Source organism: uncultured Thiohalocapsa sp. (assembly GCF_913063425.1).
GTDB lineage: Bacteria > Pseudomonadota > Gammaproteobacteria > Chromatiales > Chromatiaceae > Thiohalocapsa.
In genome coordinates, this window is sequence record NZ_CAJXYK010000042.1 from 14771 (window position 1) to 29720 (window position 14950).

The window sequence follows — 14950 nt, forward strand, 5'->3', positions numbered from 1 at the left end:
CGCCCTCCGCGAGGTAGTCCGCGAAACCGGGGCGGTTAGGCCTCGCTGAGGAGCTGCACCCGACCTTCCTCGTCCACGGCCTCGAGACGCACGTCGAAACCCCAGAGTCGGCGAATGTGCAGCAGCATCTCGTCCATGGTGTCGCCGAGCGGGCGGCGGTTGTGGCGAAAATGCCGCAGAGTCATGGAGCGATCCCCGCGCAGATCCACATCATAGACCTGGATATTCGGCTCGCGGTTGCCGAGGTTGTACTGCTCCGCAAGGGCTTGACGCAGTTGGCGGTAGCCCGCTTCCTCGTGGATGGCCGTGATCTCCAGGGTGTCCTCACGGTCGTCGTCCCGAACCTGGAACAGGTGGAAGTCCCGCATGAGCTTGGGCGACAGGAACTGGGCGATGAAGCTCTCGTCCTTGAAGTTGCGCATGGCGAAGTCGAGCACCTTGAGCCAGTCGCCGCCGGCAATGTCCGGGAACCAGTACCGGTCCTCGTCCGTCGGCGCTTCGCAGATGCGGCGAATGTCGCGCATCATCGCGAAGCCGAGCGCATAGGGATTGATGCCGGAGTAGTAGGGCGAATCGAAGTCCGGCTGAAACACGACGTTGGTGTGCGACTGGAGCACTTCCATCATGAAGCCGTCCGTCACCATGCCGTCGTCGTAGAGCCGATTCAGCAGCGTGTAGTGCCAGAACGTCGCCCAGCCCTCGTTCATGACCTGGGTCTGTCGCTGGGGATAGAAATACTGGCCGATCTTGCGGACGATGCGCACCACCTCGCGCTGCCAGGGCTCCAGCAGCGGGGCGTTCTTCTCGATGAAGTAGAGCAGGTTCTCCTGCGGCTCCTCCGGGAAACGCCGCTCATGGCGGCCTCCGCCTTCGCCCGACGGGTCCACCGGCAGCGTCCGCCACAGGTCGTTCACCTGCGATTGCAGGTAAGCCTCACGCTCCGCCTGGCGTCGCTTCTCTTCCGCCATGGACAGCGGTGACGGGCGCTTGTAGCGGTCGACGCCGTAATTCATCAGCGCGTGGCAGGAGTCCAGCAGGAGCTCGACTTCCTCCTGACCATAGCGCTCCTCGCACTCTGCGATGTAGCTTCTCGCGAAAACCAGGTAGTCGATGATGGCATCCGCGTTGGTCCAGGTGCGGAAAAGATAATTGCCCTTGAAGAAGCTGTTGTGGCCATAGCTCGCATGGGCGATGACCAGCGCCTGCATCGGCAGGGTATTCTCTTCCATGAGATAGGCGATGCAGGGATCGGAGTTGATGACGATCTCGTATGCGAGCCCCATCTGACCGCGCCGGTACGTCTGCTCGGTGGAGACGAACTGCTTGCCGAAGGACCAGTGATGGTAGTTGATGGGCAGGCCGACACTGGAGTACGCGTCGATCATCTGCTCCGACGAGATCACCTCCACCTGGTTCGCATAGGTGTCGAGGCCGAATTCGTCTTGAGCGATGCGCGCAATCTCCTTGTCGAAGCGCTTCAGCAGCGGGAAGCTCCATTCGGACGAGTCAGAAATGAGTTTGTCTGGCATGGGTAAACTGCGCTTGTCCAGGCGTCACTGAGTTGCAGACTCAAGACCCTTGTCGTTGTTCAGTCCGGAGTACGGAGTACGGGGAGCAGCGGCGGCTTACGGCGCCGTACTTCGTAGTTCGAATTTCGTACTTCCATTCACGCATCCTGCCGCTTGAACAGCTCCCGGAACACGGGATAGATCTCGTCTGCGCCCGCAATCTCTTCCATCGCGAAGTGCGGGTGCGCCGCTTTCACATCCTGGTAGGCGTACCAGAGGCTTTGGTGCTGACGCGGAGTGATCTCGACATAGGCGTAGTAGCGCATCAGGGGCATCAGGCGGTTGATGAGAAGATCTCGACAGATGGCCGAGTCCGAGTCCCAGTTGTCGCCATCGGAAGCCTGCGCAGCGTAGATATTCCAGCTGCCGGAATCGTAGCGCTCGGTGATGACCTCGTGCGCAAGATTGAGGGCGCTGGAGACGACCGTGCCGCCTGTCTCCCGGGAGTAGAAGAATTCCTGCTCGTCCACTTCCTGGGCGATGGTGTGGTGGCGGATGAAGACGACATCGATCTTGTCGTAGTTCCGCTGCAGGAACAGATACAACAGGATGAAAAAGCGCTTCGCGAGATTCTTGCGCACCTGGTCCATGGAGCCGGACACATCCATGATGCAGAGCATCACGGCTTTGCTGGTGGGCTCCGGCTGCTTGGTGAAGGACTGGTAGCGCAGGTCGAAGGTGTCGATGAAGGGCAGCGCCGCGAGCCGGGTCTTCAGGCGGTCCATCTGCTCGCGGAGCGCGACCACGCGGCTGTCGTCCTCCGGCACGCCGTCGGCGAGGAGCTGCTCCACCTCGGCCTCCAGCTCGCGGATGCGCCCCCGGTGCGGCGCACCAAGGGCAGTGCGGCGAGCGATGGCGCCCTTCAGCGAGCGCACCACGTCGATGTTGCTCGGGGCGCCCTCGGTGGTGTAGCCGGCCCGCACGGTCTTGAACTCGGTGGTGCCCATGAGCTGGTTGCGTACCAGGTTGGGCAGCTCAAGGTCGTCGAAGAGCAGGTCCAGAAACTCCTCGCGGGAGAGCTCGAAGACGAAGTCGTCCTCGCCCTTACCCCCCTTCCCGGCGCGACCCTGCCCGGAGCCCGAGCCTGAACCTCCCTCCGGGCGCTGCACCCGATCCCCCGCCTCGAACTCCTTGTTGCCCGGATGCACCATGTCCCGGGTGCCGCCCTGGCCGTGGTGGAAGATGGGCTCGGAGATATCCTTGGACGGAATACCCACCTGCTCGCCGCCGTCGATATCCGTGATGCTGCGGCGGTTGACCGCATCGGAGACGGCCCGCTTGAGCTGACTCTTGTAACGCTTCAGGAACCGCTGCCGATTGACGGTGCTCTTGTTCTTGGCGTTGAGACGTCGGTCGATGAAGTGGGACATAAAATTCAGTGGCTCGCGTTGCACTGGCTGGGTCGAAGTGATCCGCGCCCCGAAGAGACCGCGTATCCAGACACCCGAGGGCCAAGGGCTGGGGGCCAGGGAGGCTGGGGGCCAGGGGGTGGGGGCCAAGGCGTGGCGCGGTTTTCCTCAGCCCTGAGCCCTCAGCCCCAGCTCCCTCCTATTGCGACTTCCGCACACGCAGGTACCATTCCGACAGCAAACGTACTTGCTTGGGCGTATACCCCTTTTCCACCATGCGGTCGACGAACTGCTCGTGCTTCTTCTTGTCGTCGGCAGAGGCCTTGGCGTTGAAGGAGATCACCGGCAGCAGCTCTTCGGTGTTCGAGAACATCTTCTTCTCGATCACCACCCGCAGCTTTTCGTAGCTCGTCCAGCGCGGATTGGCGCCGTTGTTGTTGGCGCGGGCACGCAGCACAAAGTTGACGATCTCGTTGCGGAAGTCCTTGGGATTGGAGATGCCGGCGGGCTTCTCGATCTTCTCGAGCTCTTCGTTGAGCGCGCCGCGGTTCATCATCTCGCCGGTGTCCGGATCGCGGTACTCCTGGTCCTGAATCCAGTAGTCGGCGTAGGTGACATAGCGGTCGAAGATGTTCTGACCGTACTCGGCGTAGGACTCCAGGTAGGCGGTCTGGAGCTCTTTGCCGATGAACTCCGCGTAGCGCGGTGCCAGGTACTGCTTGAGGAAGCCGAGGTAACGGTCCTGCACCTCCGGCGGCAGATGCTCACGCACGATCTGGCGCTCCAGCACGTAGAGCAGGTGCACCGGGTTTGCGGCGACCTCGGTGTGGTCGAAGTTGAACACCTGGGACAGGATCTTGAAGGCGAAGCGCGTCGAGATCCCGGACATGCCCTCGTCGACGCCGGCGTAGTCGCGGTACTCCTGCACCGACTTGGCCTTCGGGTCCGTGTCCTTGAGGTTCTCACCGTCGTAGACCCGCATCTTGGAGAAGATACTGGAATTCTCCGGCTCCTTCAGGCGCGTCAGCACAGAGAACTGCGACATCATTGCCAGCGTGCCCGGGGCGCAGGGCGCCTGGCTCAGGGAGCTGTTGCGCAGCAACTTGTCGTAGATCTGCTTTTCTTCCGTCACCCGCAGGCAGTACGGCACCTTGACGATGAAGACGCGGTCGAGGAAGGCCTCGTTGTTCTTGTTGTTGCGGAAGGACTGCCACTCGGACTCGTTGCTGTGCGCCAGGATGATGCCCTGGAACGGCAGCGCCGAGAGCCCTTCGGTGGCGTTGTAGTTGCCTTCCTGGGTGGCCGTCAGCAGCGGATGCAGCACCTTGATGGGCGCCTTGAACATCTCGACGAATTCCATCAGACCCTGGTTGGCGCGGCACAGGGCACCGGAGTAGCTGTAGGCGTCTGCGTCGTTCTGCGCGTAGTGCTCCAGCTGACGGATGTCCACCTTTCCCACCAGGGAGGAGATGTCCTGGTTGTTCTCGTCACCGGGCTCGGTCTTGGCGATGGCCACCTGCTCCAGGATGCTCGGATAGAGCTTGACGACCCGGAACTTGGTGATGTCGCCGTTGTACTCCTGCAGCCGCTTCACGGCCCAGGGCGACATGATGGTGCGCAGGCAGCGGCTCGGGATGCCGTAATCCTCTTCCAGAATCGGCCCGTCCTCCTCCGGCGAGAAGAGGCTGAGCGGCGATTCGAATACCGGGGAGCCCTTGATGGCATAGAAGGGGATCTTCTCCATCAGCTCCTTCAGCTTTTCGGCGAGCGACGACTTGCCGCCGCCCACCGGCCCGAGCAGGTAGAGGATCTGCTTCCTCTCTTCCAGGCCCTGCGCGGCATGCTTCAGGTAGGAGACGAGCTGGTCGATCGACTCCTCCATGCCGAAGAACTCCGCGAACGCGGGGTAACGCTTGATGACCTTGTTCTGGAAGATCCGGCTCAGGCGAGGGTCGTTGTGGGTGTCTATGAGCTCCGGCTCGCCGATCGCCGCAAGCAGACGCTCCGCCGCACCGGCATAGGCCATCGGATCGCTCTTACACAGATCCAGATACTCCTGCAGGCTCATGTCCTCCTCGCGGGAGGACTCGTAGCGGGCCTGGTAGCGCTCGAAGATCGACATTCAGCACACCTCGTTTAGGTTGTCTGTCCGGACGCGGGCGGCGGTCGCTCCGGGATGGCGTTCCTGACAAGATTGCAACGCCGAGGTCCAACTGCAAGCTTTGCGCCAAGCAAAAGCTGCGGCTGATGCCCACCGCCGGCTGGGGATTCGTCACTGGGCAGCATGCCATTTTTTGGTGCTGCATGCGCAGCGCGGCGCACCCCTAAGGTGCACCCCCCAAGGGCACAACGACCGGGAGCCGCGCGGCATCCGCACCTGCATAACCGCACTTTGCGCTTAGACAGGCCCCCTCGCAAGGGTTCAATTCCCTGCTCAGGGTGGCCTTGTACGCCGCTGGTCGGCGCCCGTGTCCGCCGGCGCCCCCGCCCGTCTCGTGAGCCACCACCACCAGGCACCCAGCACGCAGACGCCGGCCAGCACGGGTGCGGGGCTGCTCCAGGCCACCACGGCAAGGGTCGCCGCCGTCAGGGCAAGATAGAGCAGCGGCGGCCAGGGATACCAGGGGACACGGAAGGGGCGCGGCAGCGCCGGCTCGGTGCGGCGCAACCGCATGGCACCGAGCACGGTGAGCAGCGACGAGAGCATCAGCGTAAAGCCGGCGAAGGCGAGCACCGCGCCGAAGGTCCCGCTGAGGATGAGCGTCAACGCCAGCGCCAGCGACAGCAGCACCGCCCGAGTTGGTGCACCGCGCCGGTTACGCGCACCGAAAAGGCCCAGCGCGGGCCGATCCTCCGCCATGGCCGCGAACACCCGCGGGCCGGCCAGCAGCATGGCGCTGATGGTGGACAGCAGCAGCAGCGCCAGCATGGCGCTGATGAGTCGCCCGCCCAGCTCGCCGAACAGCCAGCGCGCCGCGAGCGCGCCCACCTCCACGGTGCCGGCAAGGGCGTCCAGCGGCACGCTGCGCAGGAACACCCAATTCAGGAGCAGGTACAGGAGCGTCACCAGCCCAGTGCCCAGCAGCAGCGCCCGGGGCACCAGCCGCTGCGGCTGCTGGACTTCCTCGGCCACATAGGTCGCAGCATTCCAGCCCGAGTACGCGTAGGACACGTACACCAGCGACAACGCAAAGGCCGGCGAGAAGACGGCACCCGGCGTGCCCGCGTCCGGCACCGGCGACAGGGCGGCGGGTGCCGCCGGCAACAGCAGCCCCACCGCGCAAAAGAGCACGATGGCGGCCACCTTGAGCAGCGTCATCACCACCTGAAAGCGCGTACCCAGCCCGACGTCGAAGGCATGGAAGCCCGCGACCACCACCACGGCGACGGCCGCTGTGGGCGTCGGCGCCACCGGCACCACGGTCGCTGCATACTGGCCGAAGGCCATGGCCGCCAGGGCCACCGGCGCGGCGAAGCCGACGGTGGTGGAAATCCACCCGGCGATGAGACCCACGGCGGGGCCGAAGCTGCGGGTCAGGTAGACGTATTCGCCACCGGAGCGCGGCAGCGCCGCCGCCAGCTCCGCATACACCAGGGCGCCGCAGGCGGCCACCAGACCGCCGAGCAGCCACAACAGCAGCAGCGCGGCACCGTCCTGCACGCCCTGCGCCTGAAGCCCCAGCGTGGTGAAGACCCCGGTGCCGATCATGTTGGCCACCACCAGCAGGGTGGCGGCGCGCAGGTCGAAGGTCCGGCGCGGGTCGCCCGCGGGCTCCGCGCTCATCGCGCGGCGCGCAGGCAGGATGCGGTTGGGAACGCTCGGCTCATTCCGGGTCGAGGACACTGAAGCACAGGAAAGTGGCCACCAGGCCGAACGTCAGCAGGCAGCCGGTGGCGCCGCAGATCAGCAACAGACCGGCGGCGACGAGCCAAATGACGAGGCAGGTGCTCTGGTTGGCCTTGTAGGCACGCGAGGCCTTGCGCTCCTGGAACTCGCGGTAGTCGGCACGCCCGTCGCAGAGCCAGTCCAGGAAACGACGCGGCCAGTCGAGGGGCGAATGTCGCTGCGGAGCCATCGGCGGTATAGTGCTCCAGCGTCGTCGTCGATGGCGCGGGCGTGCGTCTGCGCATGCACCTGCAAACCCGCGCCGGCAGCCGTGTTGCGGGAGCATGGCGGCGACGCCCCCCGCAGGCAAGGGGTCCGCCGGCAAGATTGGCCCGGTGGCTCCCCTCCCCGGCGCAGCGGTGGGCCGGAGCGTGCCGGCCCCACACCGCCGCGCCGCCGTTTCCGGCGCCGGCGCAGCGCGCCCACCGCAGCAGCACAGGTCGCGAGCCCACCCGATGAGCCGCATCGACATCCGCATCGAATCCGCCCCTTTCGACCCCTGGGCCCTGCAGGCCGACCTCGCCGGCGATCCCGCCGCCGGCGCGCTGGCGGCCTTCGTCGGTCTCATGCGCGACCAGAACGCCGGCCGAGCCGTGACAGCCATGACCCTGGAGCACTACCCCGGCATGACCGAAGCCGCCCTGGGCGCCATCGCCGATGAGGCCGTCGAGCGCTTCGGCCTGCACGCGGTGCGCATCGTGCACCGGGTCGGGCGCATGCTGCCGGCAGATCCCATCGTGCTGGTGGCCGCCACCGCCGCGCATCGCGGCGAGGCCTTCCGCGGCTGCGAATTCCTGATGGACTACCTCAAAACCCGCGCGCCCTTCTGGAAAAAAGAGGAAACCGACCAGGGCGAGCAATGGGTGGAGGCCCGCGACAGCGACACGGACGCCGCCGCGCGCTGGCGCTGAGCGGCGCCGCGCCGGCCGGGCCACCCGCAGGCACCGCAACGCCGTCGCAAACGCACCGTCAGCGTGCCACCTGCGCGCGGCGGCTGTGGGAGCCCGACAGCCGCCGCGTGTACCAGTCACGCCAGGGCATCCGCGCCGCGAGCAGCAGCGCCAGCACAGCGGCGTAGATGGCGGGCTCCAACAGGTCTGCCTTCACCAGCCACAGATAATGCAGCACCGCGAGCACGCCGATGGGGTAGATCAGGCGGTGCAGCTGCTTCCAGCGCGCTCCGAGCCGCCGCTGCCAGCCGCGGGTGGACGTCACCGCCAGCGGCACCATGAGCGCCAGTGCTGTGAAACCGACGGTGATGTAGGGGCGTTTGGCGATGTCGGCGCCGATGGCCTGCCAGTCAAAAAACTGATCCAGCCACAAATAGGTAATGAAGTGAAGCACCGCGTAGAAAAACGCAAACAGCCCCAGCATGCGCCGCAACCGCACGAGCGGAGCCCAGCCTGAGAGCCGGCGCAGCGGCGTCACGGCCAGTGTCACCAGCAGCAGCCGCAATGCCCAGTCGCCGGTGGCGTGGGTGATGCCCTCCACGGGGTTGGGGCCGATGCTGCCGTCCAGCGTGCGCCAGATCAGCAGCACGACGGGGAGCAGACAAGCGGCGAAGACGGCCGGCTTCACGAGCCGAATGATCCGGTCGGGCCTTGGGCGAGGGTTGGGTCGCATGACGGCGGGAAGCGTGTGAGGTTGGGAGTGTGAAGTTGGAAGTTGAAGCGAGACGTGCGCGGTGCGGCGACCTGCATCGCCATCCGCTGACCACAAGCCGCCGCGACCATGGCAAGGTGGCGCCGCTCAGTGGCGCCGCGGTGCTTCGGCCGCCTGGGCCCCGCCGGCGCCCACTGGTGTATGCGCTCGGTGCGGCCGCTCCCGCGCAGGGCGCAGAACGCCGCCGGATGCGCGAGACCGCAGAGCGGTGTTGCGAGATCAAGACCCGCGCTTTCGCCCCTCGCTGCTTGCCCCTCAATAGAACTTCGCCAAATCCATCCCCGCATACAAAGAAGCCACCTGCTCGCCGTAGCCGTTGAACTTGAGCGTCGGGCGTTTGCGCGCAAACAGCCCCGCGCCGATCATCCGGTGGCTCTTCTGGCTCCAGCGGGGGTGGTCCACCTCCGGATTCACGTTGGCGTAGAAGCCGTATTCGTTCGGCTGCATCATGTTCCAGGTGGCGGGGGGCTCATCCCGGGTGAAGCGGATGCGCACGATGGACTTGATGCTCTTGAAGCCGTACTTCCAGGGCACCACCAGCCGCAGCGGGGCGCCGTTCTGATTCGGCAGGATCTCGCCGTAGAGCCCGGTGGCCAGGATGGTGAGCGGATGCATGGCCTCGTCCATGCGCAGTCCCTCGCGGTACGGCCAGTCCAGCACGCCGCGGCGTTGACCCGGCAGCATGGTGGGGTCGTAAAGAGTCTCGAAGGCGACGTACCTGGCGTTGGAGGTCGGCTTGAAGCGCTTCAGCAGGTCCCCGAGCGGGAAGCCCACCCAAGGTACCACCATGGCCCAGGCTTCCACGCAGCGCAGCCGGTAGATGCGCTCTTCCTGCGGGAAGTCGCGCAGGACGTCTTCGATACCCATGACCCCGGGCGCCTCGCACTCGCCCTCCACCACCACCTGCCACGGGCGGGTTTCGAGCTGATCGGCGTTGCGCTTCGGGTCGGACTTGTCGGTGCCGAGCTCGTAGAAATTGTTGTAGCTGGTGATGTCGTCAACATCCGTCGGCGGCTCATCGGTGGAGAAGCGGCTGGGGCGGACATTCGGAATCGGCTCGCCCGCACGCGCGGCGGACGCCGTCCCCAGAGAGCCGGTGCCCATCGCGGCCCCCACGCCTGCCAGTGCCGCCGCGCGCAGGAATTCACGCCGGCGCAGATAGACCGCCCGCGGCGTGACCTCGGACGCCGGAATGTCGCTCGGTCGCTTGATGAGCATGGACGTACCTCTTGGATCGCAAGTCCGTATTCAGACCCGCGTGGTCGGGAATTGGTTTCAGGGCCGGACAGCCGGCCGAAGCGGGTCTGTTCCCTGCCGAACGCCGCGTCGCGTGCGGCAGTCTGCGCGCACCCTGGTCGCGCACGATGCGGCCGGTCAGCGGGCGAGTGACCGATAGAGGTCGAGCAGCAGCTGCGCGGAATGGGCGAGGCTGAAGTCCCGCGCCAGCCGCTCGCGGCCGGCGGCGCCCAGGGCCGCGGCAGTCTCCGGGGCCGCAATGAGTCGGGCAAGATGCCCACTGAGCGCCGCGATGTCGCCGGGCTCGAAGAGCAGGCCCTCGGCGCCGTCGTGAAGCGCCTCCGGAATCGAGCCCACCCGTGTCGCCACGACCGGCAGCCCCACGGCCATCGCCTCCAGCATGGACATGGGGAGCCCCTCGTCGTACGAAGGCAGGCAGAAACAGTGGGCCGCCTGGAGCCGGGCCTCCTTGTCCGCGCCGATCACGGGGCCCGGGATGTCCACATCGAGCCCAAGCCCTACAGCAAGGTCCAGCAGCCGCTGCCGGCGGCCTGGCTCCGCCTCGAAGCCCAGCAGCGCCACCTGCACGGGCCTTGGTGCGTCCAGCGCCGCCACCGCCCGCAGCAGGTCCTCCTGTCCCTTGCGCACCTCGTAGTTCGCGAGGCAGAGCACGCAGAAGGGCCCGTCCGCGGAAGGCTGCACCTGGGCGCCGATGGGCACACCGTTCGGCACCACCAGGATGCGCGCCGGGTCCGCCCATGCGGACAACACCCCGCGCCAGCCCTTGCCGAGCACCACCACCCGGTGTGCAGCGCGCAGCAGGCGCCGGGCCAGCCAGGCCTGCGCACCGCCGAGTCCACCCAGAAAGCGGTGGAACTGCGCGCCGTGGATATGCAGCACCACCCGGCGGCCGAGCAGGCGCGCGAGCAGCACATCCACACCGTTGCGCCAGAAGGTGAGCCAGGAGCAGGTGTGGATGTGCACCACCGCCGGGCGCCAGGCGATGCACGCCGAGGCGAGCCGGCCGAGCAGACGCAGCTGGGCGGCGATGCCCTGCCACAGGCTGCGGTCAGCGGCGGTGGTCTTGACGGTGTTGATGACGCGCAGCTCGACGCCCTCGGAGAGCGCCTGCACCAGGTTCTCGACCACGCTCGCCATACCGCCCACAGGCGGCGGCAGGGGCCCGACCATGAGCACCCGCGGGCGGGTGCCGGCGGCACGCATCACGGCTCCAGCGCGGTGGGCTGGCCGTTCAGCGGTACCGCATGGCGGTAGAAGCTCGCGTAACGCACCAGCATGGCGTCGAGGGAGAAGATCTGCTCCGCGCGCCGGCGGGCGGCGGCACCCATGGCGCGGCGCTCGGCATCGTTGCGCACCAGGCGGCCGATGGCGCCCGCCAGGGCCTCCGTATCACCCGCCGGACAGAGCAGGCCACTGTGTGCGTGATCCACCAGCTCGGGATTGCCGCCCACGGCGTGGGCCACAACCGGCAGACCGCTGGCCATGGCCTCCAGGATGGCATTGCTCATCCCCTCCAGCTCGCTCGGCAGCACGAAGATGTCGGCGGCGGCCAGGTACTGCGGCACCTTGTCGCTGCCGCCCGGCAGCTGTACCCGGGCGGTGAGCCCCAGGGTGCAGATGCGCGCCTCCAGCGCCGCCCGCTCGGCACCGTCGCCGAGCCACAGGAAGCGCACCCGCCGCCGGGTCCCCGCGAGCACCTGCGCCGCGGCCGCCAAAAGCCGGGCATGGCCCTTGACAGGCGTGAGGCTCGCGACGGTGAGGATCACCAGCTCGTCCGTGCCGAAGCCGAGCGCTGCCCGCAGCCCGTCGCGCTGCTCGCTGGGCGCGAAGCGCCGGCAGTCGACGCCGTTGTAGAGCACCTCGAAACGCTCGGGCGGAATGCCGGCCAGCGCGGCGAAGCGCTCGGCTGAGTCCCGGCACACCGCGAACAGATGGTGGGTGGCAAGCGACAGGCCCCGGCTCGCGAGCCGCCGGCGCTTGGGGAACCAATGCCCGTCCGCGAAGCCGTGGAAGGACCACACCAGGGTGCTGCGGCAGGCGGCAAGACGATGGGCCAGCACCGTGTCCGGCCAGGTGTTCCAGTTCCGGCAGTGCACCACATGCGGGCGGGTGCGGCGGATCAACCGCGCCAGGCGCCACGGCAGGTTGACATCGTGACGACGGCGGTCCAGTACGTGGATGGGGACCTGCGGCGGGACACGGTCCGCCATCTCGCCGCGCTGGTCCAGGCAGACGACGCTCTGCTGGAACTGCCCGGGCGACAGGCCGTTCAGCAGGTTCACGACGCCGTTCTCGAGCCCGCCCCGGGGCAGGCCGTGCACCACCTGCATCACCCGCACCGGTGCGCCCTCGCCGAGGCGTGCGGTGTCCGTCGGTGCGTTCATGCGTAGCCGCTGGGGTTCTCGCGCTGCCAGCGCCAGTGGTCCGCCACCATGGCATCGAGGCCGAGCTCGGCGCGCCAGCCGAGCTCCGCCGCGGCCAGCGCCGGGTCGGCGTAGCAGGCGGCAATGTCGCCGGGGCGGCGGGCGACGACGCGGTGAGCGATGTCCCGCTCCGCCGCGGCGGCAAAGGCACGCAGCACCTCCAACACGCTGTAGCCGCGCCCCGTGCCGAGGTTGTAGGTGACCACGCCCGGGGCTGCGCTGAGCCGCTCCAGCGCCGCCAGGTGCCCACGGGCCAGGTCCACCACATGGATGTAGTCGCGCACGCCGGTGCCGTCCGGCGTCGCGTAGTCGTCGCCGAAAACCTTGAGCTCCGGCAGCTTGCCCACGGCCACCTGCGCGATGTAGGGCATCAGATTGTTGGGGATGCCGTTGGGGTCCTCACCGATGCGCCCGCTCGGGTGCGCACCCACCGGATTGAAATAGCGCAGCAGCGCGATGTCCCACTCGCCGTCGGCGCGGTGCTGATCGCGCAGGATCTCCTCCACGAAGAGCTTGGTGCGTCCGTAGGGATTGGTGGCGGCGAGCGGGAAATCCTCGCGGATGGGCACCCTGGCCGGGTCGCCGTACACCGTGGCCGAGGAGCTGAATACCAGGCGCTTGACGCCGGCCTCGGCCATGGCCCGGCACAGGCACAGCGTGCCGTGCACATTGTTGTCGTAATAGTCGATGGGGATCTGCGTGGACTCGCCGACAGCCTTGAGGCCCGCGAAGTGGATCACCGCATCGAAGCCGAAGTCCCCGAACAGCGCCCGCAATGCACCCGCGTCGCGCAGGTCTGCCTGTACAAAGGCCAGATCGCGGCCGGCGATCTCCTGCACCCGCGCGAGCGCCGCGGGCTTGCTGTTGTGCAGGTTGTCCACGACGACGACGTCGTGTCCGGCGGCGAGCAGCTCGACGCAGGTGTGGCTGCCGATGTAACCGGCGCCGCCGGTGACGAGGACACGCATGAGGGAAGCTCCCATGTGGCGCCAAAACCGCCATTCTAACGGAGTCGAGCCGGCTCGCGCCGCCGACGCGGACCACAGACCCCTGACAACAGTCCATGCAGGCGTTACCCTCAGCCCGTCCCCCAATGAATTCGCGGGGACGGTATACCTAATGGCTGGTAGACCGAAGCGGGTCAGCGACCAAAGCTCGGGCGAGCCTTATGTTGGCGGCGCATCGAATTGCATTCAGTATACCGTCCCCGTTTTTCGGCGCGTGAGTTGATGATGACTGCCTCATTGGATCTGTCGGTGGAGCTGGCCGTGCTGCTGGCGGCGGCCGTGGTGCTTGCGAGTGTGCTCATCAGCCCGCTGGCCACCCGCCTCGGCGCGCCGATCCTGCTGCTCTTCCTTGGCGTCGGCATGCTGGTGGGCCAGGACGGCCCGGGCGGCTTCGTGTTCGACGACTTCGAGCTCGTCTACGACATCGGCAGCATTGCGCTGGCGGTGATTCTGTTCGCCGGCGGCCTCGGCACCCGCGTCGGGGACATCCGCGTCGCCTGGGGGCCGGCGCTCGCGCTCGCGACCCTGGGTGTGGCCGTCACCGCCGGCGCCGTCGGCCTCGCGGCCTGGGCGGCGGGGTGGCCGCTGTTCGTGGCCCTGCTGCTCGGCGCGGTGATCGGCTCCACCGACGCGGCCGCCACCTTCCTGCTGCTGCAGGGCCGCGGCATCCGCCTGCGCGGGCGGGTCATGGAAACCATCGTGGTGGAGTCCGGGCTGAACGACCCGATGGCCATCTTCCTGACCCTGACACTGGTGGCCATCGTGGATGCCGGCGGCGGTGCCGACAGCCTGTCCTGGGCGCTGGCGGGCAGCTTCGCGCAGCAAATCGGTCTCGGCGCTGCGGCAGGCATCCTGGGCGGACTACTCCTCGGGCTGCTCATCAGCCGGCTGCGGCTCGCCGACGGCCTCTACGGCGTGCTTGCGCTGGCGGCGGCGCTGACGGTGTTCGAGGGCACCCAGCTCGCGGGCGGCAGCGGCTATCTCGCGGTCTACCTCTGCGGCGTGCTCGCCATGCACCGGGCCACCGGCCGGCGCCGGGACGAGCTCGACATCACCCACGGCAGCCTCGCCTGGCTCAGCCAGATCCTGATGTTCCTGCTGCTCGGCATCCTGGTGACACCGAGCGAGCTCGCCGCCGAGACCCTCGTCGCCGCCGGGGTCGCAGCCGTGCTCATTGTCGTCGCCCGCCCCGTGGCCGTGGGCCTGTGTCTGCTGCCCTTCCGTTACACGCTGAAGGAGCGGCTCTTCATCGCCTGGGTCGGCCTGCGCGGGGCCGTGCCCATCTTCCTGGCGATCATCCCCGTGCTCAGTCCCGGCCCCATCGCCACCGACTTCTTCAACATCGTCTTCCTGGTGGTCATCGCCTCGCTGGTCCTCCAGGGCTGGACCATCCCCTGGCTCGCCCGCCGGCTGGACCTGGAAGCACCAGCCGACGCCACCGCCCGAACGCCCGCCGACAGCGACCCGCTCCGTCCCTGACCCGCGCCCAAGCAGGAAGACCAAAGGCACGGGGTCACAACGTCAGAGGGAAACCGGAAAGGGCCGCGTCATGCGCCCAATATGGGGACGGTATACTCAATACTGAAAGCGGACGGAGGCCCCGGCTGCTTCCCAGAAGCGTCCGCCGGGACTGCGCAGGGGGCACGCACTAGGCTTACCGCGGCTGGAGCTGGCCCTGGCGAGCGATGGTCTGCTCGCTGCCGCCCTGCAAGAGCGCTTCAGCGCCAGCGCCGCGGCCACCCTGGGGGTGCTCGCGGGGTTGTAGGCTCAGTCGGTGCAAGCCACCTTCGCCGATGGG

General features: G+C 67.5%; 12 protein-coding genes. 2 read left to right on the forward strand and 10 right to left on the reverse strand.

Features of this window, described 5'->3' with window-relative positions; genetic code table 11:
• Positions 1-35 precede the first annotated feature (35 nt).
• The 5 genes from QZ607_RS19305 to QZ607_RS19325 form a co-directional block, all read right to left on the reverse strand.
• Positions 36-1529: a SpoVR family protein gene (locus QZ607_RS19305; protein ID WP_295886031.1), complete on the reverse strand. Its 1494-nt coding sequence runs from the start codon at positions 1527-1529 to the stop codon at positions 36-38.
• A 137-nt stretch (positions 1530-1666) separates the two neighbouring features.
• Positions 1667-2938 (reverse strand): YeaH/YhbH family protein, encoded by a 1272-nt coding sequence (locus QZ607_RS19310; protein ID WP_295886032.1) that lies wholly within the window; start codon positions 2936-2938, stop codon positions 1667-1669.
• Positions 2939-3116: 178 nt separating this feature from the next.
• Positions 3117-5039, reverse strand: a complete 1923-nt coding sequence (locus tag QZ607_RS19315) for a PrkA family serine protein kinase (RefSeq protein WP_295886033.1) — start codon at positions 5037-5039, stop codon at positions 3117-3119.
• Between the two features lie 312 nt (positions 5040-5351).
• A complete protein-coding gene (locus QZ607_RS19320; protein WP_295886034.1) occupies positions 5352-6701 on the reverse strand; it encodes an APC family permease in 1350 nt (449 codons plus the stop codon).
• A 40-nt stretch (positions 6702-6741) separates the two neighbouring features.
• A complete protein-coding gene (locus QZ607_RS19325; RefSeq protein ID WP_295886036.1) occupies positions 6742-6993 on the reverse strand; it encodes a hypothetical protein in 252 nt (83 codons plus the stop codon).
• 265 nt (positions 6994-7258) lie between these two features.
• Between QZ607_RS19325 and QZ607_RS19330 the strand changes: the two genes are divergently transcribed.
• On the forward strand, positions 7259-7714 hold the full coding sequence (locus tag QZ607_RS19330) for a molybdenum cofactor biosynthesis protein MoaE (RefSeq protein ID WP_295886037.1): 456 nt from the start codon (positions 7259-7261) through the stop codon (positions 7712-7714).
• Between the two features lie 58 nt (positions 7715-7772).
• Here QZ607_RS19330 and QZ607_RS19335 read toward each other — a convergent pair whose 3' ends face one another.
• The 5 genes from QZ607_RS19335 to galE all read right to left on the reverse strand — a co-directional run bounded on the left by QZ607_RS19335 (position 7773) and on the right by galE (position 13113).
• Positions 7773-8381: a sulfite oxidase heme-binding subunit YedZ gene (locus QZ607_RS19335; RefSeq protein WP_367268224.1), complete on the reverse strand. Its 609-nt coding sequence runs from the start codon at positions 8379-8381 to the stop codon at positions 7773-7775.
• A gap of 339 nt (positions 8382-8720) precedes the next feature.
• Positions 8721-9683, reverse strand: coding sequence for a protein-methionine-sulfoxide reductase catalytic subunit MsrP (gene msrP, locus QZ607_RS19340; protein WP_295886038.1), 963 nt, complete (start codon positions 9681-9683; stop codon positions 8721-8723).
• A 156-nt stretch (positions 9684-9839) separates the two neighbouring features.
• Positions 9840-10925 (reverse strand): glycosyltransferase family 4 protein, encoded by a 1086-nt coding sequence (locus tag QZ607_RS19345; RefSeq protein WP_295886073.1) that lies wholly within the window; start codon positions 10923-10925, stop codon positions 9840-9842.
• Entirely contained in the window at positions 10925-12106 is a 1182-nt protein-coding gene (locus tag QZ607_RS19350) for a glycosyltransferase (protein WP_295886039.1), read from the reverse strand. Before QZ607_RS19350 ends, QZ607_RS19345 begins: the two co-directional genes overlap by 1 nt.
• Positions 12103-13113 (reverse strand): UDP-glucose 4-epimerase GalE, encoded by a 1011-nt coding sequence (gene galE / locus QZ607_RS19355; protein ID WP_295886040.1) that lies wholly within the window; start codon positions 13111-13113, stop codon positions 12103-12105. The genes QZ607_RS19350 and galE overlap by 4 nt, the downstream gene beginning before the upstream one ends.
• 264 nt (positions 13114-13377) lie before the next feature.
• Here galE and QZ607_RS19360 point away from each other — a divergent pair, with 264 nt between their 5' ends.
• Entirely contained in the window at positions 13378-14631 is a 1254-nt protein-coding gene (locus QZ607_RS19360; RefSeq protein ID WP_295886041.1) for a potassium/proton antiporter, read from the forward strand.
• Positions 14632-14950: the final 319 nt, after the last annotated feature.

What these genes read in the sequence shown, in the direction of transcription:
- QZ607_RS19315 (WP_295886033.1), bottom strand. Translation starts at nt 5,039, where the DNA reads ATGTCGATCTTCGAGCGCTACCAGGCCCGCTACGAGTCCTCCCGCGAG.
- QZ607_RS19320 (WP_295886034.1), bottom strand. Translation starts at nt 6,701, where the DNA reads ATGAGCGCGGAGCCCGCGGGCGACCCGCGCCGGACCTTCGACCTGCGC.
- galE (WP_295886040.1), bottom strand. Translation starts at nt 13,113, where the DNA reads ATGCGTGTCCTCGTCACCGGCGGCGCCGGTTACATCGGCAGCCACACC.
- msrP (WP_295886038.1), bottom strand. Translation starts at nt 9,683, where the DNA reads ATGCTCATCAAGCGACCGAGCGACATTCCGGCGTCCGAGGTCACGCCG.
- QZ607_RS19360 (WP_295886041.1), top strand. Translation starts at nt 13,378, where the DNA reads ATGACTGCCTCATTGGATCTGTCGGTGGAGCTGGCCGTGCTGCTGGCG.
- QZ607_RS19350 (WP_295886039.1), bottom strand. Translation starts at nt 12,106, where the DNA reads ATGAACGCACCGACGGACACCGCACGCCTCGGCGAGGGCGCACCGGTG.
- QZ607_RS19305 (WP_295886031.1), bottom strand. Translation starts at nt 1,529, where the DNA reads ATGCCAGACAAACTCATTTCTGACTCGTCCGAATGGAGCTTCCCGCTG.
- QZ607_RS19310 (WP_295886032.1), bottom strand. Translation starts at nt 2,938, where the DNA reads ATGTCCCACTTCATCGACCGACGTCTCAACGCCAAGAACAAGAGCACC.
- QZ607_RS19345 (WP_295886073.1), bottom strand. Translation starts at nt 10,925, where the DNA reads ATGCGTGCCGCCGGCACCCGCCCGCGGGTGCTCATGGTCGGGCCCCTG.
- QZ607_RS19325 (WP_295886036.1), bottom strand. Translation starts at nt 6,993, where the DNA reads ATGGCTCCGCAGCGACATTCGCCCCTCGACTGGCCGCGTCGTTTCCTG.
- QZ607_RS19330 (WP_295886037.1), top strand. Translation starts at nt 7,259, where the DNA reads ATGAGCCGCATCGACATCCGCATCGAATCCGCCCCTTTCGACCCCTGG.